Genomic DNA, 25345 nt, shown 5'->3' on the forward strand with positions numbered 1-25345 from the left:
ACGCGCCGATCCCCCTGTTTCAAAAAGATGGTGGGGAGTACCCGGTGCAGTATTCAGGCACCCCCCGAGTCCGGGCCGAAGCCAGGACTCCCAAGACCATAAAAGGAGAACAGCGAGGAGAGTGTAATGGCGGGGACTTACAAGCAACTTACGTCTGTTAAAGCAAGAGCGGCACGCCGTGCGAATTCTTCTCGCTGAAGACGACCGAATCATTGCTGATGGCCTGTGCCGGTCACTGCGTCAGGGAGGCTACGCGATCGATTGTGCCTACAATGGCACTGACGCTGATACGGCCTTGTTAACCAATCCCTACGATCTACTGATTCTCGATCTTGGCCTACCGAAAATGCCGGGTTGGGATGTGCTGCGTCGTCTACGGGCGCGCAATGCAACGACTCCGGTATTGATTCTGACTGCGCTTGATGGGATCGATGACCGGGTGAAGGGGCTCGATCTCGGGGCTGACGACTATATGGCCAAACCCTTTGAACTGGCTGAACTTGAGGCTCGTGTGCGGGCGCTGAGCCGTCGGTCGTCGGGTACTTCACGGATGATCCAGTGCGGGTCGCTGACTTTCGATCAGACCGACCGCTGCGCACTGGTCAATGGCGAGATGCTCGATCTTTCGGCACGCGAACTGGGCCTGCTCGAGATTCTCCTGTCGCGGGCAAAACGCCTGGTCAGCAAGGATCAATTGGTGGATCACCTCTGCGGTTGGGGCGAGGAAGTCAGCCACAATGCGATCGAGGTCTATATCCACCGCTTGCGCAAGAAGCTCGAATCAACCGGAGTTAACATCATTACCGTGCGTGGGCTCGGCTACAGTCTTGAGAAACCTGCGGAAGCGAGAAAATCCTGATATCCAGCGCTCGCTGTTTGGCGAGATTCTCGACTGGATGTTGGCCCCGCTCCTTTTCGTGTGGCCGATCAGCATTGCGTTTACGCACTACTTCGCCAATAGTGTTGCCAGTTTCCCGTACGATCAGTCCTTGCGCGAACATGTGCTCGCCATATCGCGCCAGGTCAGCTTCATCGACGGGCAACCGCAACTGGCTTTACCGAGTCTGGCACAACTCTTCCTGCGCTCGGACGAGACCGATAACGTCTATTTTCACATGCTCGATCAAAATGGTCAGTTGATCGCCGGCGATCCGGAACTGCCTGTGCCAAAAATGGCGGGCATGCTCTCGAAGAATGAACATAGTGAAGTGCTTTTCCGCGATGACGAGTACCACGGACAGTCCCTGCGCATAGCCTACATGTCGCTGTTCGAAGCAGGAGCAGGAGCAGGACTGGGCAACGGGCAAGGTGTCCTGATTGAAGTCGGTGAAACCACCGAGAAACGTTCTCAACTGGCGAACAAGATCATCGCCAGTGTCATCCTTCCACAGTTCGTGATCATTCCGCTCGCGGTAATCCTGGTTTGGTTCGGTCTGTCGCAGGGTTTGCGCCCACTGACGCGTTTGCGTGACCGGATTGCAGCCCGTCGTGAAGCCGATCTATCGCCGATTGCCCTGCGCCGTATCCCTGAAGAATTGCGCCCGCTGACCGAAGCATTCAATTCGATGTTGACAAGAATGCAACAAAACGTGACTGCACAGCGCCGTTTCATCGCCGATGCTGCGCATCAGATGCGGACCCCGCTGACCGGCCTGAAGACGCAGGCGCAGTTGGCGATCCGCGAAACCGACCCAGCCGAACTGCGGCACGCCCTCAGGCAGATCCTGAACGGGGCTGACCGTGCCTCGCATCTGGTCGATCAACTACTGGCTCTGGCCCGTGCAGAGGCGAGCGAGCACTCGCAGCAGACGCTGGTGGCGCTCGACCTTGATCACTTGTTACGAGAGGTCGTGGAAAACTGGGTTGTGCTGGCGCTCGAAAAATGTATAGACCTGGGTTATGAGCCTGCCGGGAGCGTGCTTATCCTGGGCAATGCCTTCCTCCTGCGTGAAATGATCAACAACCTGCTCGATAATGCTTTGCGCTATACCCCTCCTAGGGGACGGGTGACCGCGCGGGTGGTTGCGCAAGGTGATTTTGCCCTGCTTGAAATCGAGGATAGCGGGCCAGGGATTTCCGATGCCGAATCCCAGAGGGTTTTCGACCGCTTTTACCGTGTCGATGGCACCGATGGTGAGGGCAGTGGCCTGGGATTGGCCATCGTTCGCGAGATTGCAGAGGTCCATCAGGCTGCAGCCAGCCTGCGCCCGAACAACCGAGACATGGAAATTGGTGAGCCCAGCGGCTGTGTCGCCAGGATCGTCTTCCCGGTGTATGGCCCGCAGCGTTCCCAGTCCTTGGCACAGGAACCTGTTCAGACTGGTTTTGCCTGATTGCCGATCGAGCATCCAACGCTCACCTGCACCAGTGGACCCGTTGCCTCCCGTGCGGGAAGCCGTCAGACCAGCTTTCGCAGTTGGGTGGGGGCAACTTCGACCATGAAATCCCAGAATGCGGCCAATGCGGGGGTCAGGTGTTTGCTCTTGTGGCGAACGATATGCCAGCGACGCATCACGGGTGTTCCTTCGACCCTGAGGATGCTCAGGCGTTCGGCTTTCAGTTCGAGGCCGAGTGTGTGCTGGGAAATGAAACTGATGCCAAGACCCGCCACCACTGCCTGCTTGATCGCTTCGTTGCTACCCATTTCCATGCCGATGCGCGGCTTGACCGAACGTTCGAGAAAGAATTCCTCCATTGCCGATCGTGTGCCCGATCCCGATTCGCGGACGATCAGCATTTCGTCCGCAAGGTCCTCGACAGCTACGTTGGGCAGCCGGCTCAAGGGATGTGCGGTGCTGGCAATGATCACCAGCGGATGCGGTGCAAAGGCCACCGCTACAGCGTCGAGTTCGGCCGGCGGACGGCCCATGATGGCCAGGTCGACCTCGTTGCCGGCGAGCAGACGACTGACGGTATCCCGGTTATCGATCAGCATCCGGATACGCACGTCGGCCTGCGTCTTGCGAAACTCGGCCAGCAGCCCGGGTGCGAAATATTCAGCCGTGCTGGCCACGGCGACGGCAATGCGTCCGCCCTTCAATCCTTTCAGAGCGAGCAGCGCTTCATCCGCCTCCTTCAGCGACTGCAGGATCTGGCGCGTATGGCTGAGGAGAATTTCGCCAGCTTCGGTCAGAAAGACGCGTTTGCCAATCCGTTCGAATAACAGGGTGCCGCTGACTTCCTCGAGCTGTTTGATCTGCAGTGAGATGGCAGCATGCGTCAGGTGCAGCTTTTCCGCTGCACGCGCAAACGACAGATGGCTGGCGGCGACCGAAAAGATCTGGAGTTGGCGGATGGTGGCGTTTCTCATCGATAAGGTTGTGTTAAATTAAATGAACAATACGTTTAACTAGCGTTTTTGTATCAGACCGCTAGAATCCGGGCAATCCCTGGATCGACAAGATTTCAATCGCTTGGAGTATCACCATGCTATGCGGACGCACCAACGTTAACAAATTCCTGATCGAGGAACAGCGCCGGAATCCAGCGCTTTTCGGCGATTTTTCGATGCTCATCAGCGACGTCGTGCGCTCGTGCAAGGCCATTGCACAGGGAGTTTCGCGGGGCTCACTGGCCGGTGTGCTGGGTGATGAAGGTCGTGAGAACGTTCAAGGCGAGGCCCAGAAAAAACTTGACGTGCTGGCCAACCAGGCGTTCATTCACCACTGTGAATGGGGTGGCCATCTGGCTGCGATGGCGTCGGAAGAAATGGAAGACATCCATCGGATTCCATCCGAGCATCCTCGTGGCAAGTATCTGCTGGTCTTCGACCCGCTCGATGGATCGTCGAACATTGACGTCAACCTGTCGGTGGGCAGCATTTTTTCAGTCCTGCGCTGCCCCGAGAATTGTAATGCCGACGCACTGACTGCAGCCGATTTTCTACAGCCCGGCAGCCGCCAGGTCGCCGCTGGCTACGCACTTTACGGTCCATCGACGATGTTGGTGCTCACCGTTGGCAGTGGTGTATATGGGTTCACGCTCGATCGTAACATCGGCGAGTTCCTGCTGACACACCCGCATCTCGTGATTTCACCGGAAACCCGCGAGTTTGCGATCAATGCTTCCAACGAGCGTTTCTGGGAGCCGCCGGTGCAGCGCTACGTCAGCGAGTGTCTGGCAGGCAAGACCGGCATTCGCGGCAAGGACTTCAACATGCGCTGGGTAGCTTCGATGGTCGCCGAGGTCCATCGGATTCTGATGCGCGGCGGCGTTTTCTTGTACCCGCGCGATAGCAAGGACATCTCCAGACCGGGGCGACTGCGCCTGATGTACGAGGCCAGTCCGATGGCAATGATCGTTGGTCAGGCCGGTGGCCTGGCATCAACCGGCAAGGAACGTATTCTCGATGTGCAGCCAACCAGCCTGCACCAGCGGGTGCCGGTCATTCTGGGTTCGCGCGACGAGGTAGAGCGTATCGAACGCTACCACCGCGAACATGAAACCGGTGAAGACCAGCCGTACAAATCGCCCCTCTTTTCGACGCGAACCCTGTTCAGGGATGACTGAGCAGCGCCGCGAACCGGAAAAACACCCTTTACGCAACGGAGCCACATCTCATGTCGATCAAAAATCCAGTCATCGCAATCACCGGTTCTTCGGGCGCCGGCACGACTTCGGTCACGCGCGCGTTCCAACACATCTTTCGGCGCGAGAAGCTCAACGCTGCGATCATCGAGGGGGACAGTTTTCACCGTTACGACCGAGAGGCGATGCGCGCAACGATGGCTGAGAGAAGCCTCACCGGCGACAACCATTTCAGCCATTTCGGACCCGAGGCCAATCTGTTGGCCGAACTTGAAGGACTGTTTCGCGAATACGGCGAGTGTGGCCGCGGCAAGAGTCGCCACTACGTTCACGACGATGCCGAGGCCAAGCTTTATGGCTCGCCACCAGGAACCTTCACCGAATGGAGCGATCTGCCGGCGGGCACCGATCTGCTCTTCTATGAAGGCCTGCACGGTGCTGCCCAGACCGATGCCATCGATATCAGTCGCCATGTGGACCTCTGTGTTGGTGTCGTGCCGATCATCAATCTCGAATGGATTCAGAAACTGCATCGTGACAAGGCGCAGCGTGGTTACTCAACCGAGGCGGTGATGGATACCATCCTGCGGCGGATGCCTGACTACATCCATTACATCTGCCCGCAATTCTCCAGGACACACGTCAATTTCCAGCGCGTGCCAACGGTGGATACTTCGAATCCCTTCATCGCCCAGGATATTCCGTCGCAGGACGAAAGCATGCTGGTGATCCGTTTCGCCAATCCCAAGGGGATCGACTTTGCCTATCTGCTGAGCATGCTGCACGACTCGTTCATGTCGCGGCCGAACATCATCGTCTGTCCCGGTGGCAAGATGGGTCTGGCGATGCAGATCATCTTCACGCCCATGATCATGCAGTTGATGGACAAGAAGCGTCGTTCACGCTGAACGCAGCGGCAAGCCGTGTTGCCCCCTTGTGTTGACCAAACGGTCATGACTTTTCCAGGCACCCCCGATCATGAAAGTCATGAACGTTCCCCTCCCCCCGGCCCCTCCCCCGCGAGGGGGGGGGAGGGGAGATTCGTGAGTCGCTGACGCGACTTTCACAGTAACCTAGCCCCGATGAAAGGAGACTGTCTTGCCCACCGAATCCCGCAAATTCCGCCGCCGCTGCGCCAATGCGCTGCGCTTTCTTGCCATTGACGCCGTTCAGGCAGCCAATTCCGGCCACCCTGGAATGCCGATGGGCATGGCAGACATCGCTGAGGTCCTCTGGCGCCACCATCTCAAACACAACCCGGCCAATCACCGATGGCATGACCGCGACCGCTTCGTGCTGTCGAACGGGCATGGGTCGATGCTGATCTACGCCTTGCTGCACCTCAGCGGTTACGATTTGCCGATCGACGAATTGAAGCGCTTCCGGCAACTTCATTCCAAAACCCCTGGGCACCCCGAATTCGGCATCACCCCCGGCATTGAAACGACTACTGGCCCCCTTGGCCAGGGCCTTGCCAACGCAGTCGGCATGGCCCTGGCGGAAAGGCTGCTGGCCGAGACCTTCAACCGTGACGGGCATCGAATCGTCGACCACTATACCTATGCCTTCATCGGGGATGGCTGTCTGATGGAAGGCATTTCGCACGAGGCCTGTTCGCTGGCTGGGCGACTGTCCTTGTCCAAGCTGATCGTTTTTTACGATGACAACGATATTTCGATCGATGGCCATGTACAGCCCTGGTTTGCCGATGACACGGCAAAACGCTTCGAAGCCTACGGCTGGCGGGTGGTCTCCCACTGCGATGGCCATGATCCCGATTCGATCGAGGCTGCAATCCGTATCGCCAGGACCGCAACCGGGCGGCCGACGCTGATCTGCTGCAAGACGATGATCGGTTTCGGTTCGCCGAACAAGAGTGGCACACACGATGTGCACGGTGCCCCTCTCGGTGCCGCTGAGATCGCCAATACCCGTCGCCAGCTTGAATGGCCTTTCGCCGCTTTCGAAGTGCCCGCCGACGTGCGCGCCGGCTGGAATGCAAGGGCCAGAGGAGAAGCCGCGGAATATGCCTGGGAAGCGAACTTCGCCGCCTATCGTGCCGCCTATCCCGAACTGGCCGCCGAATTCGAACGCCGGATGCGTGGGGAACTACCCGCTGATTGGCCGGATCATGTCGCCTCGCTGCTTGCCCAATGGGCGACCCGGACCCCTGCGGTTGCCACGCGCAAGGCCTCGCAGAACGTCATCGAAGCGATTGCCCCGCTGCTGCCCGAACTGCTGGGGGGGTCGGCCGACCTGACCGGATCAAACCTGACCAACTGGAGCGGCACCCGGCCGGCGAACCGGGAGGCTGGTGGCAACTACATCAACTACGGGGTGCGCGAATTCGGCATGACCGCGATTGCCAATGGCGTCGCTCTGCATGGCGGCTTCATTCCCTATACGGCAACCTTTCTGGTGTTCTCGGATTATGCGCGCAACGCGATCCGTCTGTCGGCACTGATGAAGCTACGGCAGCTGATGGTCTACACGCATGATTCGATCGGCCTTGGCGAAGATGGCCCAACGCACCAGCCGATCGAGCATGCGGCCTCCTTGCGGCTGATTCCGGGCCTCGACGTCTGGCGCCCGGCTGATGCCATCGAGACTGCGGTGGCCTGGACAGCGGCACTTGAGCGAAACGATGGTCCCTCATGCTTCCTGTTGTCGAGGCAGAACCTGCCGGCACTGCCGCGCAGTGCCGAGCAGATGGCCAGTATCCGGCTGGGTGGCTACGTCCTGCGCGAGGCCGAAGGCGGAACGCCAAGTGTCGTGCTGATCGGAACCGGCTCGGAACTCGGCCTCGCCCTGGACGCTCAGGCCATTCTCGCCCGGGAAGGAATCGCTGCACGCGTTGTCGCCATGCCCTGTACCCAACGCTTCGATCTGCAGCCCCTGGCTTACCGCCAAGAGGTGCTGCCGCGATCGCTGCCGATGCTTGCGGTAGAGGCCGGACACCCCGATCTGTGGTGGAAATACGTTGGGCCAAACGGAGCCGTGATCGGTATTGATCGCTTTGGTGAATCGGCGCCCGCTGCCGAGCTTTACGAATACTTCGGAATCAACGTCGCGAGCATTGTCACGCAGGCGCGCCGTCTGGTCGCACAGGAACCTTGAGCGGGGTGGCAATCTGCAGTTTCAGCGAAGCCGCCTGACCTGCGCTCCAAGTTGCCCGAGTTTCTCCTCCATGCGTTCGTAGCCCCTGTCGAGATGGTAGATACGCTCGATCAGGGTTTCGCCCTGCGCAATCAGACCGGCAATGACCAGGCTGGCTGATGCGCGCAGGTCGGTAGCCATCACTGTTGCACCTTCGAGACGCTCGACGCCGGTGACCATCGCATTGCTGGCGTCGATCTTGATGTCTGCCCCCAGGCGAATCAGTTCGACAGCGTGCATGAAGCGATTCTCGAAGATTGTTTCGCGGATCACTGCCGACCCCTCGGCGACACAGTTGATGGCCATGAATTGCGCCTGCATGTCGGTCGGGAACGCAGGATAGGGCGAGGTGCGAATGCTCACTGCCTTGAGCCGTCGCGGTGCCTTGAGCGTGATCGCTGCACGCTCGGCAGTGATGTCGCAACCGGCGTCGAGCAACTTGTCGACCACCGCATCGAGGCACGCGGCCGAGGTTCCGGTCAGACGAATGCTGCCACCGGTTGCAGCGGCGGCACAGAGATAGGTACCGGTTTCAATGCGATCGGCCATGATCGAATGCGATGCGCCGTGCAGGCGTGCGACGCCGCGGATACGAATCTTGTCGGAACCGGCACCGGAAATCTGCGCACCCATTGAAATCAGACAGTTGGCCAGATCGACGACCTCGGGCTCACGTGCGGCATTCTCGATGATCGTTTCGCCTTCGGCGAGGACCGCAGCCATCATCAGGTTTTCGGTTCCGGTGACGGTGACCATGTCGGTCACGATATGCGCTCCCCTGAGGCCTCCAGCACCGACCCTGGCATGAATGTAACCGTGCTCGACATGGATCCTCGCACCCATCGCCTGCAGGCCTTTGATGTGTTGTTCGACCGGCCGGGCACCGATCGCACAGCCTCCCGGTAACGATACCCTGGCTTCGCCATGACGCGCCAGCAAGGGGCCGAGTACCAGGATCGAGGCACGCATGGTTTTGACCATGTCGTAGGGGGCAAGCGGGTTGTTGAGGCCGAGGCTGTTCAATAGCACACCATCGACACCTTCACGAGTGATCGCGACGCCCATTTGCTCGATCAGGCGGAGCATCGTCGAGATGTCCTTGAGCCGCGGCACGTTGCTCAGATATAGCGTCTCGGGGGCGAGCAAACTGGCGCAGAGGATCGGCAGCGCAGCATTCTTGGCACCGGAAATGGCGATCTCGCCGGAGAGCGGCAGCCCCCCCTGGATCAGCAACTTATCCACTCGTTGCACTCCACTCTTCAGGGGTCTGGGTTTTCATCGACAGGGCGTGCAAGTCACCGCTGTCAAAATGTAGCCGCAATACCTCGTTGACGCGCTGCTGCCGCTGTACGCGATTCCTGCCAGAGAACTCGGCACTGACGATCAGCGCCTCGAAGTGATGGCCATCCCCCACTACTTGCAGATGCTCGCAGGGCAGGCCTTCGGCGATGATTTTCTGGAGTTGTTCAGGGTGCATCATGATTCAGGACCTCAGTTTGTAACCACTCCGGAGGAGTGCCAGGGTCGCTGCCGACACCAGCAGGAAGCTCGTGCCAACGACCGCCAGACTGTTTTCCGGCGGTACGTCCGAGATCCCGAAAAACCCGAAGCGAAAGCCATCGATCATATAGAAGACGGGATTGAAACGCGATACCTGCTGCCAGAATCCGGGCAGCGAATGCAGGGAATAGAAAACGCCGGAAAGCATCGTCAGTGGCATGATCAGAAAATTCTGAAAGCCCGCCAATTGGTCGAACTTGTCGGCCCAGATACCAGCGATCATGCCCAACGCCCCCATCGTTCCACCACCGAGAACGAGGAATAGCAGAATCCACTGTGGTGCCACAATGGCCGGTACGGCAAACCAGATCGTTACCAGCAGTACGCCCAGGGCGACCATCAAACCGCGCAGTACCGCCGCGACGACATAGGCAAGAAAGAACTCGACGTAGGAGATCGGCGGCAAGAGAACGAAAATCACACTGCCCGTCACCTTTGACTGGATCAGACTCGAAGAACTGTTGGCAAAGGCGTTCTGCAGCGCCGACATCATTACCAGGCCGGGAATCAGAAAGCTGGTGTAGGCGACGCCATGTACCTGCACTTGAGCTTCGAGTACATGCGAAAAGATCATCAGATAGAGGACTGCCGTCAGCACCGGAGCAGCGATGGTCTGAAAGTTCACCTTCCAGAAGCGCAGCACCTCCTTGTAGAGCAGGGTTTGGAAACCAGATATCATGGTACGGTTTCCTTGTGGTAATCGCTGCTCTGCATCACTCCCAGGAAAACATCTTCCAGGTCGGCTTGCGTCAGGCGCAAATCGTCAATGAGGCAACCGGCCTCGCGCATTGCGGCGAGAAGCGGTTCGATTTCGCCAAGGCTGCCGAGATGAAAGGTCCACATGCTTTCGTTTTGCGTTGCGCGCGCAGAGAGCAGCGGTGGCAGCTTCGCAGCACCTGCCAGACGCAGGGTCAAGGTATGACCCGCGAAGCGTGCCAACAGGTTGCTGGTCGTATCCAGAGCTACCACAAGCCCCTGTTTGAGCATTGCAATCCGCCCACACAGGGCTTCGGCTTCTTCAAGATAATGCGTGGTCAGGATGACCGTGTGCCCATCGCGATTCAGGCGCCGAATGAATTGCCACAAGCCTTGCCGAAGTTCGACGTCGACCCCGGCAGTCGGTTCGTCAAGAACAATGACTGGCGGTTTATGCACCAGTGCCTGGGCGACGAGAACCCGGCGCTTCATGCCGCCGGACAGACGACGCATATTGGTATCAGCCTTGGCGGTCAGATCCAGGTTGGCGAGAATCTCGTCGATCCAGCCTTCGTTGTGGCGAATTCCAAAATAACCGGATTGAATGCGCAGGGTCTCACGTACCGTAAAGAACGGGTCAAAAACGAGTTCCTGTGGCACCACCCCGAGCAAGCGCCGGGCGGCGCGGTAATCGCTGACCACATCATGTCCCATCACGACCAGTTTGCCGGCACTTGGGCGAGAGAGACCGGCCAGGCAGGAAATCAGGGTAGTCTTGCCGGCACCGTTGGGCCCCAGCAAACCAAAGAACTCTCCCTCGCTGATCTGCAGTGACACGCCAGCAAGCGCCAACAAGGAGCCAAAGCGCTTTTCAACGCGCTCAACGGCAACTGCGACAGGCATGGGACTTGGCCTTTGCGACGCGGCTTGTACGTCCGCTCAGGCGAGCGGTAACAGTTCGGCGACGCCGTAGAGGGTTGCCAGACTGATCAGATTGGCCGGCGGATTCGCCATCCGCAGGCTGATGCCGTGCTCGGCAGCAGTGCGCAGCCAGGCAAGAACAACACTCAGAGCCGAGGAATCCACCTCGGAAACGTCCACGAGGTCGAGCACCACCCGCTCGCTCAAGCGGCCTGAGCGCAAGCAATGACGCCCTGCTTCCAGCAATGAGCGCGCGTTGACGATGACCATTGGCGCAGTCACGCGCAGGCTGTCGCCAGCATGCTCGATCATTTCTTGCCGGCTGCGAGTTGCTTGTTGCGATTGCCGAGCAGGGTGATCAGGCCGTCGATACCGGTGTTGTTTACTTCCTGCTTGAAGGTATCGCGATAATTGGTAACCAAGCTGACACCCGCGACAATGACGTCGTAAACCTTCCAGCCATTACCTTGTTTTTCGAGCGCGTAATCGAGCTGGACCGGCTTGCTGCCGGGCTGGACGACTTCGGTCCTGACCACCACATTGGTCTCTCCTTCCGGAATTTTGCTGGGCTTATAGACGACCGTCTGGTTCTTGTAGGAGGTCAGCGCGTTCGAGTAGGTGCGCACCAACAACGTCCTGAATTCTTCCGTGAGGATCTTCTTCTGTTCCAGCGTCGCCTTGTTCCAGTCACGTCCAACAGCCAGCGCGGTCATTCGCTGGAAGTTGAAATACGGGAGCACCTTGGTTTCGACCAGATCGATCGCCTTCCGGGTATTGCCGCTCTGGATGTCCTTGTCCTGACGGACGACGGTCAATACATCCTCGGTAACCTGTCGAACCATGGCGTCCGGAGCCAGTTCCTGCGCAGTGGCGGGTGCCAGCATGACCAACAGGGCAAACAGCATCGACAATATCAGTTTCATGGATATTTCCTGGGAGATCGGGACTTTGCGGGGACTCTGGTGAAGGCGGGTATCAGCCTAGCGTAATGATTGATCCTCAGGAACCTCGCGCGGCAGTTCTCCATCGAAGATCTCGCTGCGGCGATGTTGCAGATAGGCATTCCTGATGTAGTCGTATTTGTCGAAAGCGGCTTCTTCGACCACCTTGTCGGTTGGCAGCAGGCTTGCCCGCAAGTGGATATAGCGTGTTGCCAGCAGGCTGTTACGCAATGGGATGTCATCGAGATGCCACACCGGATCGTAAAACAGAAAGGTGTCGACCATCCAGCCGAAGGTATCACGTGTCGTTCGTGGTCCGATCAGTGGCCAGTAAAAGTAAGGGCCATCGGCCACTCCCCATTTGCCAAGAGTTTGTCCGAAGTCTTCCGAGTGCTTGACCAGACCTATCTCGGCAGCCACGTCGAAAGCGCCGCCCATACCGATGGTGCTGTTGACCAACACCCGGCCGGCATCGGAAACGGCTTGTTCACCCTTGCCCTGCAGCAGATTGTTCACCGCTGTCCAGACATCCCAGAGATTGCCGAAGAAGTTCCCGACAAGCACCTTCACCGGTAGCGGAGCGACGTAGTCATAGCCTTGGGCAACCGGCTTGACCACCACGTCGAGGCCTTCGTTGACGGCGAACATGGCACGGTTGAAACCCTCAAAAGGGTCCTTGGGATTGTTTGCGGTCGTCGCACAGCCGCTTGCAGCAAGCATCACTGCCGCGCAGGCCAGACCGGACACGCGCATTGGAAGGTATGGTTTCACTGATTTCCCCTTCATTCTATTTCTCGACCGGTCCTTCGGACGCCTTGTTGAACATGAACTGACTGATCAGCTTTTCCAGCACCACCGCCGACTGCGTCTTGGCGATCACCTCGCCGGCCTTCAGCATCGCCGCATCTCCGCCCGGATCGAGTCCGATATATTGTTCGCCAAGCAGGCCGGCGGTCAGGATCAAGGCAAAGGTATCCTTCGGAAAATGATAGCGGCCGTCAATGTTGATGGTCACCACCGCTTCATAAGTCTCCGGGTCAAAACGGATATCCGCCACACGCCCGACGACCACACCAGCACTCTTGACGGGGGCCCGTACTTTCAGTCCACCGATGTTGACAAATTTGGCGGTCAAAGGGTAAGTCTCGGAAAAATTGGCGGCTGCCAGATTGCCAACCTTCAGCGCCAGGAACAGCAACGAAGCAAAGCCCATGGCAACAAAAATACCGACCCACAGGTCGAGCAACTTGCGACTCATCAAGCCTCCCGGAACATGAACGAAGTCAACACAAAGTCGAGTGACAGGATCGCCAATGCCGACTTGACGACGGTGCCCTTGATCGAGCTTGAAACGCCTTCGGCAGTGGGTTGCGCATCGTAACCCTCGAAAACAGCAATCAGCGAAACGGCGATGCCGAAAACGAAGCTTTTGACGATGCCGCTCCAGATGTCATAGCGAAAATCAACCGATGCCTGCATCTGCGACCAGAATGCGCCTTCGTCGACGCCGATGAAGACGACTCCGATCAGATAGCCGCCGAACACTCCGGTGGCCGAAAAAAGCGCCGCCAACAAGGGCATCGAGATCACACCGCCCCAGAAACGCGGGGCAACGACACGGGCAATCGGATTGACCGCCATCATGTCCATGGCGGTGAGTTGCTCGGTCGCTTTCATCAGCCCGATTTCGGCCGTGATCGACGAACCGGCTCGTGAAGCAAACAATAAGGCAGCCACCACCGGGCCAAGTTCCCGCACCAGCGACAGCGCGACCAGCACTCCGAGGGCGTCAGCCGAACCGTAGCGCTGCAGGGTTTCGTAGCCCTGCATGCCCAGCACCATGCCGATGAACAGTCCGGAGACCATGATGATCAACAGCGACTGGAAACCGGCATAATAGACTTCCCGAATCGTCAGGTGCAGGCGTCGGAAAGACTGGCTGGACCAGAGCAGCAGCATGACGAAAAAACGTGCCGCAAAACCCAGTCGCTGCAGTGCAGCATTGACATGGTGACCAAGACGGGTCAGCACTGCCACGATCGCACTTGGACCCAGCCTATGACCGCGCATACGCACCTTTCCCGAGCAGTTCCTGGTTGAGCGGAGCCGCCGGATAGTGGAAAGGCACCGGTCCGTCCGCTTCGGCGAAAACAAACTGATGGACAAAGGGATGCTTCGACGCACGAATCTCGTCCGGCGTTCCGAGTGCGACGACTTTTCCTTCGGACATGAAATAAATGAAATCGACGATCAGCAAGGACTCCTGGATGTCATGGGTGACCATGATGGTCGTGGCACCCAATGCATCATTGAGACTGCGGATCAGGTGCCCGATGACGCCCAGTGAAATCGGATCAAGACCAGCGAAAGGTTCATCATACATGATCAACATCGGATCAAGCGCAATCGCCCGCGCCAGCGCGACTCGTCTGGCCATACCGCCGGAAAGTTCCGCAGGCATCAGATGATGCGCGCCGCGCAGGCCAACGGCATTGAGTTTCATCAATACCATGTCACGGATCAATTCTTCGGGCAGGTTGGTGTGTTCCCGCATTTGGTAGGCGACGTTGTCAAACACCGAGATGTCGGTAAACAGTGCGCCAAACTGGAAAAGCATTCCCATCCGCCGACGCAAGGCATAGAGTTCGTCATTGTGCAGGCGCTGCACCGCTTGGCCATCGACCACCACCTCGCCGCGGCTCGGCCGGAGTTGTCCGCCGATCAGCCGCAACAGAGTCGTCTTGCCACAACCCGAACCACCCATGATGGCCACAACCTTGCCGCGCGGGATCTGTAGACTGATACCGTCGAGGATCAGTCGATCCTCGTAGGCAAAGTCGAGATCCCTGATCTCGACAAGATGATCAGCAGTCACAGCGTCGTACTCAGGACAAAGCGCGGATTATACCTGACCCCCTTGCACCGCATCGTGAAATACTTGCCGCCAATATAATTTTGGAATAATGTCCGTCAGGCCCTTTCTGCCATGACCACAAGCCTTGCATGCTCGCCCTCTCAGGAAACTCGCTGCCCGAAAAGCCCTTGTTGCTCATCATCGATGATGATGCGCTGATCTGTGACACTTTGAGCTTTTCGCTGAGTCCGTTTTTTGAAGTGATCACCAGCCATGCCCGCCCGCATTGCCTGCAACTGCTTCGACAATTGCGCAAAACGCCGGAGTTGGCGCTGGTTGACCTCGGCTTGCCGCCCGTGCCGCACCGTCCGGATGAGGGTTTTTCGCTGATTGCAGACCTGCTCAAGGTCGCCCCCAAGATCCGCATCGTGGTCCTCTCCGGACAAAGTGACGAGGGCAATGCGCGTCACGCGCGTACTCTCGGTGCTGTTGATTTTGTTGCCAAACCGTGCAGCCCCGGCGACTTGCAGCAAGTGCTCACGGGTGCGCTGACGTTTAGCAGGGTAGACGACGAGCACAACGAAGGCACCTCGTCGTTGCTCGGCAACAGCCCGGCCATACAAAAACTGCGGTTGCAACTCCTGCAGTATAGTGACCTACAGTTTCCGGTACTGATCGAGGGGGAATCAGGCAGCGGCAAGGAGGTCATTGCCTCGAGCTGTCTGCATTACCATACCAGGCGCCGCGACCGGCCATTCCTGGCGATCAATTGCGCAGCGATCTCGCCCAACCTGGTTGAAGCGACCTTGTTTGGCTACGCCAGAGGCGCTTTTACCGGTGCGGTAACGATGAAGGCCGGTTATTTCGAAGATGCTGCCGACGGCACGCTATTCCTCGACGAGATTGGCGAACTGGCACTCGACCTCCAGGCCAAGCTGCTGCGAGTATTGGAAAACGGCGAGTACCAACGCGTTGGCGAAACCCAGAAGCGCTTCAGCCGGGCACGCATCATCGCCGCCACCAACCGCGACCTGCGCAAGGAGGTCAAGGCAGGCAACTTTCGGGCTGATCTCTACCATCGGCTGTCGGTTTGTTCAATCGTCGCACCGCCCTTGCGCGAGATGGGTGAGGACAGGCTCGTCCTTCTCGACCACTTCAGAAAACTCTACGCAGCACAAACAGAGCAGCAGCCATTCAGCCTCTCGGTGGAAGCGACAGATTTGTGGTGCAGCTACAGTTTTCCCGGCAACGTTCGCGAGTTACGCAACATTGTCATCCGCTTGACCACCCGGCACTCGGGACAGATCGTCGATACCGCCGCGCTGGCCGCAGAACTTGATCTGCCCGACGAGCCACAGGAGGTCGCAGTGAGTTCGCCAGACGGGACGGATGCAGCGACCAGCGATGCGATCATCGCTGCGGCAACGCATCGCTTGCGGCAAAGAATTCCCTTCAACCTCGATCGGCTGCTCGATGCCACCGAACGTGGCTACATTGAGGCGGCGCTGAAGCTGGCGCACGGGAATGTCAGTCAGGCGGCACGTCTGCTCGGCATGCACCGCACGACGCTCTACAATCGCATGGAATCCTCGGCGCGGGAGCAGTGATGTACCTGGACCATTTCGGACTGCAGCAGGCGCCTTTCCGGATTACACCGCACACCGAGTTTTTTTTCGCAGGAGCCAGACGGGGCGCTACGCTCGAGGCGCTGATCTACGCGATCACCCACGACGAAGGTATCGTCAAGGTCAGCGGCGAGGTCGGTAGCGGTAAAACGATGCTCTGCCGGATGCTGCTGGAAAAACTTTCGGGCCGGGTCGAAACAATCTATCTGGCCAACCCCTTGCTGTCACATGCCGAGATCCTTTGCGCCATCGCCGAGGAATTGCGGATTCCGCTACAGCAAGGGCATGGTCATTTGCTGCTGCGGTCCCTGCAGGAGCGTCTGCTGGAAATCTACGCGGACGGTCGCCAGGTCGTCGCCCTGATCGATGAGGCGCATGCCATGCCACTGGCTGCACTCGAAGCAGTTCGCCTGCTTTCCAACCTTGAATCGAGCCGGCACAAGCTGCTACAGATCGTGCTCTTCGGTCAACCTGAATTGGATCAGCGCCTCGCTGATCCCGCCCTGCGCCAGCTCAACGACCGTATTACCCACCACTTCAGGCTCGAACCGTTGCACCGCAATGACGTCGCCGTCTATCTGATGTTCCGTCTGCGTGCTGCCGGCTATCATGGCCCGGATCTGTTTACCCGGCACGCCATCCAATTGATCAGCCGGGCCTCCGAGGGTCTGACCCGGCGCATCAACATCCTCGCCGACAAAGCCCTGCTGGCTGCATTTTCCGAAGGAGTGCACCAGATCGAAGGCAGACAGGTCCGGGCAGCGATTCGCGACGTCCAGTTCAAGCGCATCGCTGGCCCAGGGCGTGTGCGCTGGCTGTGGGTGGGCGCCAGCACCGCCCTCTGTGCGCTCGGCGGACTAACCTACCTGGCCAGCAGCAACCATGCCAGCGGCTTGCCGACAGCGACGGCGAGCAAGGCGACGCTTTTGGCAGCGGCGACGCCGCGGGAGGGCGAAACCTCGGCCCCGTCCACAGTCGTGGTGCCTGAGCTGACGTTCCCAAGGACGGCAACGCCCGGTACCGCCAAACTGGCCGCACTTGCCGAGCGAATTGCCGCAACCGAAAACTGGCTGGCGCAGACCCCGGACAGCCATTATTTCATTCAACTGTTGATGACCGACGCCGGTAGCCAGCGGGAAGTTGCGGATTTCATCGTTAACCACACGAGCACCCTCGATTTGCGGCAGGTTCGGGTTTATCGTTCACGGTTCGGCGGTAAAGAAAGACTCAGCGTCATTTACGGCGACTACCCTTCCCGCGAGCAGGCGAATGCTGCGCTGGCGACGCTTGGAGAAGTCAGTCCGGAAAGCAAGCCCTATGTACGGGCGGTCGCCAAACTACGCTCGCCACCCCGCCGAAGGCCCGGATAATTATCACTTATGTAATAAAAATCATGTGCTTGCATGGAATTTTCGGCATGGTATCATAAACTACCCTTTGACTGGATCAAGCTTGAGCGTGTCCCTGAAAAATCTGCACATGCAACGCATTTTTGGTGTCATTTCTCTGGCCATGCTGCTTTGTGCCTGCACGCCGAGCACGCTGAGCAAGGGGCCATCTACCGGACATCTGCAGGCAGCCAGTGTGCCAAAAGTCCAGGGGGCAATTCCCCAGCCCGTTCAGCAAAGTGTCTTGCTACCGAAACCCAGAATCATCGGCAAAACTGAAACCTACAGCGTCGTCGTCAATAACGTCCGGGTCCATGACCTGCTCTTTGCACTCGCCCGTGACGCCAGGCTGAACGTAGACATTCATCCTGGGCTCACCGGGCTGGTAACCCTCAACGCCATTGACCAGACGCTGCCACAATTGCTCACCCGCATTGCCAAACAGGTCGACATGCGCTTCGAGATGGAAGGCCCGAACCTGGTGGTAATGCCCGACTCTCCCTACCTCAAGAACTACAAGATTGACTACGTCAACCTTGCCCGCGATGTCACGGGAACCGTATCGACCAGCACACAGATTTCGACCAGCTCGCTAACAGCCGGCGGCGGTGGAGCTGCCAGCACCGGCAACACCTCGCGCATCCAGATCGACAACAAGTCGAGAAACCGCTTTTGGGAAACTCTCGAGAAGAACCTGAAAGAACTGCTGCACGAAACCGACAAGATTTTTCCGGAAGGGTCGACCGAGACAGTCACCGAACAAACTGCGGCGCAGACTACGACCGGCACCGGTACGCCAGCCCCGACGAGCACCGCAGCGCGTGTGGTGAGCCAGATGGCGCAGTCCCTGGCCGGCAGTCCGAATCCCGCCACGCTACAAAACACTGGGGCCTCTGTCGTCAAGCGCATGACCTTCCGCGAAGCTGCGTCTGTGATCGCCAATCCGGAAGGCGGGGTGATCACTGTCAGAGCCACTGCCAGGCAACACGAAAAAGTGCAGGAGTTCCTCGATCGGGTCATGAGTGGCGCGAGAAGGCAGGTGCTGATCGAAGCGACGATCATCGAAGTCACGTTGAGCGATGGCTACCAACAAGGCATCGAGTGGAGTCGCCTGACCAGTGGCACCGACTACAGCATCAGCAAGCCGACGCTGACGACCAATGTGCCCAGTGCCGTGACACCGTACGTCATCAAGTACCGACAGATCAACCCGCTGAATCTGCTGACAACCGTGGAGTTGTTACGTGCTTTCGGTACTGTCAAGGTGCTCTCCAGTCCCAAGCTTGCGGTGCTCAACAACCAGACAGCAACGCTCAAGGTTTCCGAGGATTTCGTCTACTTCAACGTCAAGCAGGACGTCGTTCCCGGCAACACCAACACCAACGCCACCGTGACCACGACGACGACGCCACAATCCGTTTCGATCGGGTTTTTCATGAGCCTGACCGCGCAGATCAGTGATAACGGTACCGTCACCCTGAGCGTACGGCCCTCGATTTCGAGTATCGCCGAACTGAAGCAGGATCCCAATCCGGAACTTGCCAGGAACAACATCAAAAACCTGGTGCCACAGATTCGCATGCGCGAGATCGAGTCGATGATGCGTGTCGAAAGTGGCGACATCGCGGTCCTCGGCGGCCTAATGGAAGATCGGCTTGATAACCGCGATGGTCGCCTGCCAGGCTTTGGGGATATCCCCTTTCTTGGCGAAGTATTCAATACCCGCTCGAACTCCTCGGCCAAATCGGAACTCGTCGTGCTCCTGCGCCCGACGGTGATCAGGGACGCTTCCATCGAAGGCGATTTCAGCAGCTTCAGGGAGTCCCTGCCGAACCGGGATTTCTTCAGGAACGACCAGGTCTATCGCCCCTTCTCGTCACCTGAGCAACCTCCGGAGCCGCTGCAGTGAGCCTGCTGATGGATGCACTGCGTCGCGCCGAGGAGGCCAAACGGCAGGCTGCTGCCGGCCCAACCAGCGGCGGTGACCCGCTTGAACTGCGTCTCGACCCGCTGGAGACGCCCGCGCCGAGTCCCCAGAGACGGATGCCGCCGCCGCTCTCCAGATCTCTCGATACAGACGCCCCGGCTCCAGCCACCGAAGCCACGGTAACGCCGCCCGGCAGACCTCTGTCGGGACTACCGCCGACCGACCTCGATCGTGGCGATACCGCGGCACGGATCGCGGCAGGAAATGTGTTTGCCGTCAAGCAAGTCCCGAGGTCGCGCACAGCCCTATGGTTTTTCCTCGGATTCGGCGGTATCGCGATGCTGGCCATCGGCGGCTACTTCTGGTGGCAATTGCAGACCCTCTCAGGTGGCTCGCTGGTCAGACCGATGGTCACCACTCTGCCAGCAAGCCCGCTGCCAGCCCAGTCGCCTGGAGTGCGGCTACAGGTGGCGGCCGAGACGCCCCTGGCCCTGCCGGCAATTGCCGTCGAATCGCCACGCGCAGCGCCAGCGCCAGCGCCAGCGCCGGCCCCGGGCCTCCGCGCAGTGCGTCCGGAGCGGCTGCGCGGAGGCGCCGCGAGTTCGCTGCCAGGCGAAGCAGCGGGTGTTTTCCGTTCCGGCAACAAGCGAGCGATACACAACCAGACGCTGAACCAGGCCTACGAAGCGTGGCAGGCGGACAAGCTTGACGACGCACAGAGCGGCTACGAGGAAGTGCTGCGTAGCGACGCCAGGAATCCCGATGCGCTTCTCGGTCTGGCAGCGATCGCCATTCGCCGCAGCCAGTTCGAGCGTGCGCAGGACTTGTTCCTGCGGGTACTCGAGTCCGACCCCGGCGATGCCACTGCGCAGGCGGCACTGATCAACCTGCGCGGGCAGAACGACACGGGTTCATCCGAAAGCCGTTTGAAGACCCTGCTTGCCAGTCAGCCGGACTCGGCTGCACTGCATTATGCACTGGGCAACCTGTATGCCCGGCAGGGTCGTTGGCGCGACGCACAGCAGGCCTATTTTCAAGCCTATGCGGCGGACCCCGATAACGCCGACTACATCTTCAATGTCGCGGTCAGCCTTGACCATCTTCGACAGAGCAAGCTGGCGGCACAGTACTACCGGATGGCGCTGAGTGCCGCAGCAACACGACATGGCACCTTCGACCGGCAGGCCGCCGAACAACGCATCCTTGAATTGCAACCGTGATCCTGTCCACGCGCCGCGATCCATTCGTCTGAGTTGCCGGTCAAGCCGCTCATGAACCTGCATTCTCCCGCCGATCATTCGCCTTTGCGGCCGCTGGGTCAGATCCTGATCAGCAAGGGCATCCTCAGTGAAGATCAGCTGCGGATCGCTTTGCTGGAGCAATTGAAGTCGAATCACCCGATCGGGAAGCTCCTGGTCGCACTCGGCTTCGTTTCCGAAGCGACCCTGCGCGACGCGCTCTCTGAAAGCCTGGGCAAGCAAAGTATCGATTTGTCGAATGCGATCATCGATCCTTCGGCACTGAGACTGGTCCCGCGCGACCTCGCCAAGCGTCATCATGTGCTGCCACTCGACTACGATGCCGAGAATCTGCGTCTGACGGTCGCCATTGCCGACATCAACGACATCGTTGCCCTGGACAGGATCCGTAGCCTGACCGGCGATGAAATCGTGATCGACACCCTGCTCGCCGGTGAAACCGAAATCGATCGCAGCATCGATCAGTGCTATGGTCATGAACTGTCGATCGACGGCATCCTGCACGAAATCGAAACCGGCGAGATCGACTTTCGTAGCCTGCAGTCCTCCGCTGACGAATACAGCCAGCCGGTCGTCCGCCTGATTGACTCGATCCTGACTGACGCCGTCAAACGAGACTCTTCCGACATCCATTTCGAGCCGGAAGCAAGCTTTCTGCGCATCCGTTACCGAATCGACGGCATGCTGCGGCAGATTCGCTCGCTGCACAAGACCTACTGGCCGGCCATGGCGGTGCGTATCAAGGTGCTGTCGGGAATGAACATTGCTGAAACGCGTGCGCCCCAGGACGGGCGCATCTCGCTCAACATGCGTGGTCGACAGGTGGATTTTCGGGCTTCGGTACAACCGACGATTCACGGCGAGAACATCGTTCTGCGTATTCTCGACCGCCAGAAGGGGATCGTACCGCTCGCAGGGCTGGGTCTTGCCGAGACGCAACTCAACCTGCTCAAACTGATGATCGCCCGTCCAGAAGGAATCGTTTTCGTGACCGGGCCAACCGGCAGCGGCAAGACGACAACGCTCTATTCGGTGCTCAGTCACATCAACTCCGAGGGGGTCAACATCATGACTCTCGAAGATCCTGTCGAATACCCGATGACCCTGGTCCGGCAAACCTCCGCTGCCGACTCGATGAAGCTCGATTTCGCCAACGGAATCCGCTCGATGATGCGCCAGGATCCGGACATCATCCTGGTTGGCGAGGTACGTGACGCCGACACCGCGGAGATGGCGCTGCGTGCAGCGATGACCGGTCACCAGGTGTACTCGACGCTGCACACCAATTCTGCCCTGGGTGCCATTCCGCGCCTGCTGGATATCGGCATCCTGCCGGACATCATGGCCGGCAACATCATTGGTATCGTCGCACAACGGCTGGTACGGCGTCTCTGTGTGCACTGCAAGATTCCCTACCAGCCGGAAGCGCATGAGACTCGCCTGCTGGGCAGCCCGGCCGAGGCACCGCGGCCGGTCATCTACCGGCCAGGCGGGTGTGAGCGCTGTGAGTTCCAGGGTTATCGTGGACGCCTGGCGATCATGGAATTGCTGCGGATTACCGGTGACATGGACGAACTGATCTCTCGTCGCAGTACGCTTCGCGAAATGCGGCAACTCGCCGATCGCCAGGGTTTTGTCACCCTTGCCGACGACGGCCTGCGCCGCGTTCTCGACGGCTCCACCTCCCTCGAAGAAGTCGGTCGCGTCGTCGACCTGACCGACCGGATGTAGCCGCCATGCCCCTCTACACCTACAAGGCGGTCAGTCCAGAGGGGCGCATGGTCTTGGGCAGGATTGACGCCATCAACCTCGTGGACCTGGAGATGCGACTGCGACGCATGGAGCTTGACCTGGTCAACGGCGAGCCGGTCAGCAACCGCAGCCTGCTTGATCGTGGCAGGGTGCCGCGCCGGGAGCTCATCCACTTCTGCTTCCATCTGCAGCAACTGGTGCGCGCCGGTGTGCCCATCCTCGACGGCCTGACCGATCTGCGCGACAGTCTTGAGCACCCACGCTTTCGCGAAGTGGTGGCCAGCCTGATCGAATCGATCGAAGGGGGCCAGACTCTTTCGCAAGGTATGGACAGTCATCCGCGCGTCTTCAACAAAGTCTTTGTCAGCCTGATTCGTGCTGGCGAAGCCACCGGCCGCTTGCCGGAAGTCCTGCAGAGTCTCGACGAATCGCTGAAATGGGAAGATGAGCTCGCCTCGCAAACGAAGAAGATCATCGCCTACCCGGCATTTGTTGCCATGACAGTGCTGGCAGCCACTTTTTTCCTGATGGTCTACCTGGTTCCGCAGCTCAAGATTTTTGTGAAGAGCATGGGGCAAGTCCTGCCCTTGCAGACGCAGATCCTCTTCTTCATTTCCGATCTGATGGTTGCCTATTGGTACCTGCTACTGTTGCTGCTGGCACTGACTGGAGTCGGGCTGCGGATTCTGCTGTACAGCAATCCCTTGGCACGTTTCCGTTTGGATGTCCTGAAGCTGGGGCTACCACTGTTTGGCGACATCCAGCGCAAGATCGTCCTCTCCCGTTTCGCCAATACTTTTGCCCTGCTCTATGCATCCGGGATCCCGATTCTGGATTCGATCCGAACGACGCAGGACATCGTCGGCAACCTGGTCATTCGTCAGGGTCTGGAGCGCGTCGAACAACTGATCGGTGAGGGACAGAACGTGACAGCCGCTTTTCGTAGTATCGGTTTCTTCCCACCACTGGTGATCAGGATGCTGCGCGTTGGCGAAAGTACCGGCGCGCTTGATGAGGCGCTGCTGAATGTCAGTTATTTCTATAACCGGGACGTCAGGGAATCGGTCCAGAAACTACAGCAGGTGATTGAACCACTGCTGACATTGGTGATGGGCAGCCTGCTCGGGTGGATCATGCTGTCGGTTCTCGGACCCGTCTACGATGTGATCAGCAAGCTCAAGGCCTGACGTCATGCACGCCCGCCGCCTCATCTACCTCAGTCCGCATCAGCTGACGGTCTTTAACTGGCGAGCCGGGATGTTGACCAGAGAAGGCGTCTTCGAAGCGACTGAAGCAGGCAAGCTAGAATTCACCCACTATCTCGGGAATCATTCTAAAAGCATTTTTACCCTTCTGGCCAACGTCTCGGAAGAAGGTTTCCATATTGAAACGATCCCTTTCCTGCGAGGTGAAGATCGCCGCTCGATCATCACGCGCAAGCTCGGGCAACAGTTCTTCAATGCTTCCCTGACGACCTCGGTCTCGCTCGGACACGAAAAATCACGGCGCAGGAACGAGCGCATCCTGCTCGCCGCACTCACCAATAACGAAACTTTCACTCCCTGGCTGACGGCCCTGGCCGGCGCCGAGACAGCCCTCGCCGGTATTTATTCGCTCCCCTTGTTAAGTCCATTGCTGCTCAGGAAGCTCGGTGTCGTAGACGAGCGCTGCTTGTTGCTGACAATTCAGGACCAGAGCATCCGGCAGACCTATGTGGAAAAGGGCGAACTGCATTTCAGCCGCTTCAGCCACCTACCAAACGACAGCATGGACGGCATTGCGCAGACATTTTCGAGTGAAGCGCGCAAGCTGCAACAGTATCTTGTTAGCCAGCGCCTCCTGGGTCGTCAGCAACCGATCCGCGCCTATCTTCTGGTGCACACGAATGCCAGAACAGCCGTCGAGAGTCGTTGTGTGAACAGCGAAACCTTGTCGTTCGTGATCCTTGACATCGAGGACTGCGCGCGCCTCTGCCATCTCAAGACACCGCCGGCGGACACCCGTTGCGAGACCCTCGTTCTCCATCTGCTGGCCACAGACCCACCGCGCACCCAGTTTGCCAGCGCCCAGCAGCGCCATCACTACCATCTCTGGCTGATCCGCTTGCTCCTCAGGAATATGGGCGCAGTCGTGCTGCTCGGCTGTCTGCTATGGTCCGGTAAACAGTTCTACGAGGCCTACCGACTCAGCCGGGAAGCCGAAATGATTCACGCGGAAACTGCGCTGGCCCGTCAGCGTTACGATCACATGATCAGGACTTTTCCAGCAATCCCAACGAGCACCGAGACCTTGCGCCGAGTCATCGACCGCTATGTCGAATTGGAAAAAGGCAATACCTCGCCCGCTTATTTGTTGCGTGACATCAGTCACGCCCTGCAGGGCGACAGTTCGGTCGAACTCGACAGTATCGAGTGGAAAGTGGCTGCGCCGGAGTCACGGGAGGCTGCTACGGCAGGAGCACAGAACACACCGCCTGTCGATAGCGAGCTTGCCGTTGTGCGCGGTACTCTGCGACCAGGTCCTGACAGCCATCCAAGGCAGATACTGGCGGTATTCAACAGGCTGGTCGACACCCTGAAGCACCATCCAAAACTGCAGGTCGAGGTGTTGCAACAGCCTTTTGACGTTGCGTCTGGGAAATCGCTCAAAGGGGGTGATGCGGCGGTCGACGACCTGCAGCCGCGCGTGTTCAAGCTGCAGATCCGCAGGGCGATCGACTGATGAAGATCAACTTCGCCG

The 25345-nt window shown here is 58.8% G+C and carries 23 protein-coding genes; 12 read left to right on the top strand and 11 right to left on the bottom strand.

The features are described 5' to 3' along the window. Positions 1–178: 178 nt before the first annotated feature. Together V5B39_RS01805 and V5B39_RS01810 are read left to right on the top strand one after the other, a co-directional pair. Positions 179–859 carry a response regulator transcription factor gene (locus tag V5B39_RS01805; RefSeq protein ID WP_332340980.1) on the top strand — a complete coding sequence of 227 codons (681 nt, stop codon included), beginning with the start codon at positions 179–181 and terminating at the stop codon, positions 857–859. Further along, entirely contained in the window at positions 828–2333 is a 1506-nt protein-coding gene (locus tag V5B39_RS01810; RefSeq protein ID WP_332340982.1) for a sensor histidine kinase, read from the top strand. The genes V5B39_RS01805 and V5B39_RS01810 overlap by 32 nt, the downstream gene beginning before the upstream one ends. Before the next feature lie 65 nt (positions 2334–2398). Here V5B39_RS01810 and V5B39_RS01815 read toward each other — a convergent pair whose 3' ends face one another. Continuing rightward, positions 2399–3310, bottom strand: coding sequence for a LysR family transcriptional regulator (locus tag V5B39_RS01815; RefSeq protein WP_332340984.1), 912 nt, complete (start codon positions 3308–3310; stop codon positions 2399–2401). Positions 3311–3426: 116 nt separating this feature from the next. On the opposite strand from V5B39_RS01815, the gene V5B39_RS01820 reads away from it, so the two are divergent. The 3 genes from V5B39_RS01820 (at position 3427) to tkt (ending at position 7644) form a co-directional block, all read left to right on the top strand. Beyond that, on the top strand, positions 3427–4509 hold the full coding sequence (locus tag V5B39_RS01820) for a class 1 fructose-bisphosphatase (protein WP_332340986.1): 1083 nt from the start codon (positions 3427–3429) through the stop codon (positions 4507–4509). A gap of 50 nt (positions 4510–4559) precedes the next feature. After that, positions 4560–5435, top strand: coding sequence for a phosphoribulokinase (locus V5B39_RS01825; RefSeq protein WP_332340988.1), 876 nt, complete (start codon positions 4560–4562; stop codon positions 5433–5435). A 190-nt stretch (positions 5436–5625) separates the two neighbouring features. Beyond that, positions 5626–7644, top strand: coding sequence for a transketolase (tkt, locus tag V5B39_RS01830; RefSeq protein ID WP_332340990.1), 2019 nt, complete (start codon positions 5626–5628; stop codon positions 7642–7644). 21 nt (positions 7645–7665) lie between these two features. Here the strand turns inward: tkt and murA are convergent, their stop codons facing one another. The 10 genes from murA to V5B39_RS01880 are packed head-to-tail and all read right to left on the bottom strand — an operon-like array spanning position 7666 to position 14676. Continuing rightward, on the bottom strand, positions 7666–8925 hold the full coding sequence (murA, locus tag V5B39_RS01835) for a UDP-N-acetylglucosamine 1-carboxyvinyltransferase (RefSeq protein WP_332340992.1): 1260 nt from the start codon (positions 8923–8925) through the stop codon (positions 7666–7668). Further along, positions 8918–9163 carry a BolA family protein gene (locus tag V5B39_RS01840; RefSeq protein ID WP_332340993.1) on the bottom strand — a complete coding sequence of 82 codons (246 nt, stop codon included), beginning with the start codon at positions 9161–9163 and terminating at the stop codon, positions 8918–8920. Before V5B39_RS01840 ends, murA begins: the two co-directional genes overlap by 8 nt. 3 nt (positions 9164–9166) lie before the next feature. Then, positions 9167–9922, bottom strand: a complete 756-nt coding sequence (locus V5B39_RS01845) for an ABC transporter permease (RefSeq protein ID WP_332340994.1) — start codon at positions 9920–9922, stop codon at positions 9167–9169. Next, positions 9919–10842, bottom strand: coding sequence for an ABC transporter ATP-binding protein (locus V5B39_RS01850; protein WP_332340995.1), 924 nt, complete (start codon positions 10840–10842; stop codon positions 9919–9921). Before V5B39_RS01850 ends, V5B39_RS01845 begins: the two co-directional genes overlap by 4 nt. 36 nt (positions 10843–10878) lie before the next feature. Beyond that, on the bottom strand, positions 10879–11172 hold the full coding sequence (locus V5B39_RS01855; protein WP_332340996.1) for an STAS domain-containing protein: 294 nt from the start codon (positions 11170–11172) through the stop codon (positions 10879–10881). Beyond that, positions 11169–11783, bottom strand: a complete 615-nt coding sequence (locus V5B39_RS01860) for an MlaC/ttg2D family ABC transporter substrate-binding protein (protein WP_332340997.1) — start codon at positions 11781–11783, stop codon at positions 11169–11171. Before V5B39_RS01860 ends, V5B39_RS01855 begins: the two co-directional genes overlap by 4 nt. A gap of 57 nt (positions 11784–11840) precedes the next feature. Next, on the bottom strand, positions 11841–12572 hold the full coding sequence (locus V5B39_RS01865; protein ID WP_332340998.1) for an MlaA family lipoprotein: 732 nt from the start codon (positions 12570–12572) through the stop codon (positions 11841–11843). Between the two features lie 16 nt (positions 12573–12588). Beyond that, a complete protein-coding gene (mlaD, locus tag V5B39_RS01870; RefSeq protein WP_034930291.1) occupies positions 12589–13059 on the bottom strand; it encodes an outer membrane lipid asymmetry maintenance protein MlaD in 471 nt (156 codons plus the stop codon). Beyond that, entirely contained in the window at positions 13059–13871 is an 813-nt protein-coding gene (gene mlaE, locus V5B39_RS01875; protein WP_332341002.1) for a lipid asymmetry maintenance ABC transporter permease subunit MlaE, read from the bottom strand. The genes mlaD and mlaE overlap by 1 nt, the downstream gene beginning before the upstream one ends. Continuing rightward, positions 13858–14676: an ABC transporter ATP-binding protein gene (locus V5B39_RS01880; RefSeq protein WP_332341004.1), complete on the bottom strand. Its 819-nt coding sequence runs from the start codon at positions 14674–14676 to the stop codon at positions 13858–13860. The genes mlaE and V5B39_RS01880 overlap by 14 nt, the downstream gene beginning before the upstream one ends. Positions 14677–14804: 128 nt before the next feature. Between V5B39_RS01880 and V5B39_RS01885 the strand changes: the two genes are divergently transcribed. The 7 genes from V5B39_RS01885 (at position 14805) to V5B39_RS01915 (ending at position 25327) form a co-directional block, all read left to right on the top strand. Then, positions 14805–16262, top strand: a complete 1458-nt coding sequence (locus V5B39_RS01885; protein ID WP_332341005.1) for a sigma-54-dependent transcriptional regulator — start codon at positions 14805–14807, stop codon at positions 16260–16262. Then, positions 16262–17650, top strand: coding sequence for an ExeA family protein (locus tag V5B39_RS01890; protein ID WP_332341006.1), 1389 nt, complete (start codon positions 16262–16264; stop codon positions 17648–17650). The genes V5B39_RS01885 and V5B39_RS01890 overlap by 1 nt, the downstream gene beginning before the upstream one ends. 109 nt (positions 17651–17759) lie before the next feature. Beyond that, complete coding sequence (locus V5B39_RS01895; RefSeq protein ID WP_332341008.1) at positions 17760–19577, top strand: type II secretion system protein GspD; 1818 nt, start codon at positions 17760–17762, stop codon at positions 19575–19577. Continuing rightward, positions 19574–20815 carry a tetratricopeptide repeat protein gene (locus tag V5B39_RS01900; protein WP_332341009.1) on the top strand — a complete coding sequence of 414 codons (1242 nt, stop codon included), beginning with the start codon at positions 19574–19576 and terminating at the stop codon, positions 20813–20815. The genes V5B39_RS01895 and V5B39_RS01900 overlap by 4 nt, the downstream gene beginning before the upstream one ends. A gap of 51 nt (positions 20816–20866) precedes the next feature. Continuing rightward, positions 20867–22585 carry a GspE/PulE family protein gene (locus V5B39_RS01905; protein ID WP_332341010.1) on the top strand — a complete coding sequence of 573 codons (1719 nt, stop codon included), beginning with the start codon at positions 20867–20869 and terminating at the stop codon, positions 22583–22585. Between the two features lie 5 nt (positions 22586–22590). Next, entirely contained in the window at positions 22591–23793 is a 1203-nt protein-coding gene (locus tag V5B39_RS01910) for a type II secretion system F family protein (protein WP_332341011.1), read from the top strand. 70 nt (positions 23794–23863) lie between these two features. Then, positions 23864–25327: a hypothetical protein gene (locus tag V5B39_RS01915; RefSeq protein WP_332341012.1), complete on the top strand. Its 1464-nt coding sequence runs from the start codon at positions 23864–23866 to the stop codon at positions 25325–25327. The last annotated feature ends 18 nt before the right edge of the window (positions 25328–25345 follow it).

Source organism: Accumulibacter sp., assembly GCF_036625275.1.
Lineage (GTDB): Bacteria > Pseudomonadota > Gammaproteobacteria > Burkholderiales > Rhodocyclaceae > Accumulibacter.

Excerpts from the sequence above, each read along its gene's own strand:
- mlaE (WP_332341002.1), bottom strand. The coding sequence starts at position 13,871 with ATGCGCGGTCATAGGCTGGGTCCAAGTGCGATCGTGGCAGTGCTGACC.
- V5B39_RS01845 (WP_332340994.1), bottom strand. The coding sequence starts at position 9,922 with ATGATATCTGGTTTCCAAACCCTGCTCTACAAGGAGGTGCTGCGCTTC.
- V5B39_RS01890 (WP_332341006.1), top strand. The coding sequence starts at position 16,262 with ATGTACCTGGACCATTTCGGACTGCAGCAGGCGCCTTTCCGGATTACA.
- V5B39_RS01860 (WP_332340997.1), bottom strand. The coding sequence starts at position 11,783 with ATGAAACTGATATTGTCGATGCTGTTTGCCCTGTTGGTCATGCTGGCA.
- V5B39_RS01855 (WP_332340996.1), bottom strand. The coding sequence starts at position 11,172 with ATGATCGAGCATGCTGGCGACAGCCTGCGCGTGACTGCGCCAATGGTC.
- V5B39_RS01905 (WP_332341010.1), top strand. The coding sequence starts at position 20,867 with ATGAACCTGCATTCTCCCGCCGATCATTCGCCTTTGCGGCCGCTGGGT.
- V5B39_RS01895 (WP_332341008.1), top strand. The coding sequence starts at position 17,760 with ATGCAACGCATTTTTGGTGTCATTTCTCTGGCCATGCTGCTTTGTGCC.
- V5B39_RS01885 (WP_332341005.1), top strand. The coding sequence starts at position 14,805 with ATGCTCGCCCTCTCAGGAAACTCGCTGCCCGAAAAGCCCTTGTTGCTC.
- mlaD (WP_034930291.1), bottom strand. The coding sequence starts at position 13,059 with ATGAGTCGCAAGTTGCTCGACCTGTGGGTCGGTATTTTTGTTGCCATG.
- V5B39_RS01910 (WP_332341011.1), top strand. The coding sequence starts at position 22,591 with ATGCCCCTCTACACCTACAAGGCGGTCAGTCCAGAGGGGCGCATGGTC.
- V5B39_RS01850 (WP_332340995.1), bottom strand. The coding sequence starts at position 10,842 with ATGCCTGTCGCAGTTGCCGTTGAGCGCGTTGAAAAGCGCTTTGGCTCC.
- V5B39_RS01820 (WP_332340986.1), top strand. The coding sequence starts at position 3,427 with ATGCTATGCGGACGCACCAACGTTAACAAATTCCTGATCGAGGAACAG.
- V5B39_RS01825 (WP_332340988.1), top strand. The coding sequence starts at position 4,560 with ATGTCGATCAAAAATCCAGTCATCGCAATCACCGGTTCTTCGGGCGCC.
- V5B39_RS01815 (WP_332340984.1), bottom strand. The coding sequence starts at position 3,310 with ATGAGAAACGCCACCATCCGCCAACTCCAGATCTTTTCGGTCGCCGCC.
- V5B39_RS01915 (WP_332341012.1), top strand. The coding sequence starts at position 23,864 with ATGTTGACCAGAGAAGGCGTCTTCGAAGCGACTGAAGCAGGCAAGCTA.
- V5B39_RS01840 (WP_332340993.1), bottom strand. The coding sequence starts at position 9,163 with ATGATGCACCCTGAACAACTCCAGAAAATCATCGCCGAAGGCCTGCCC.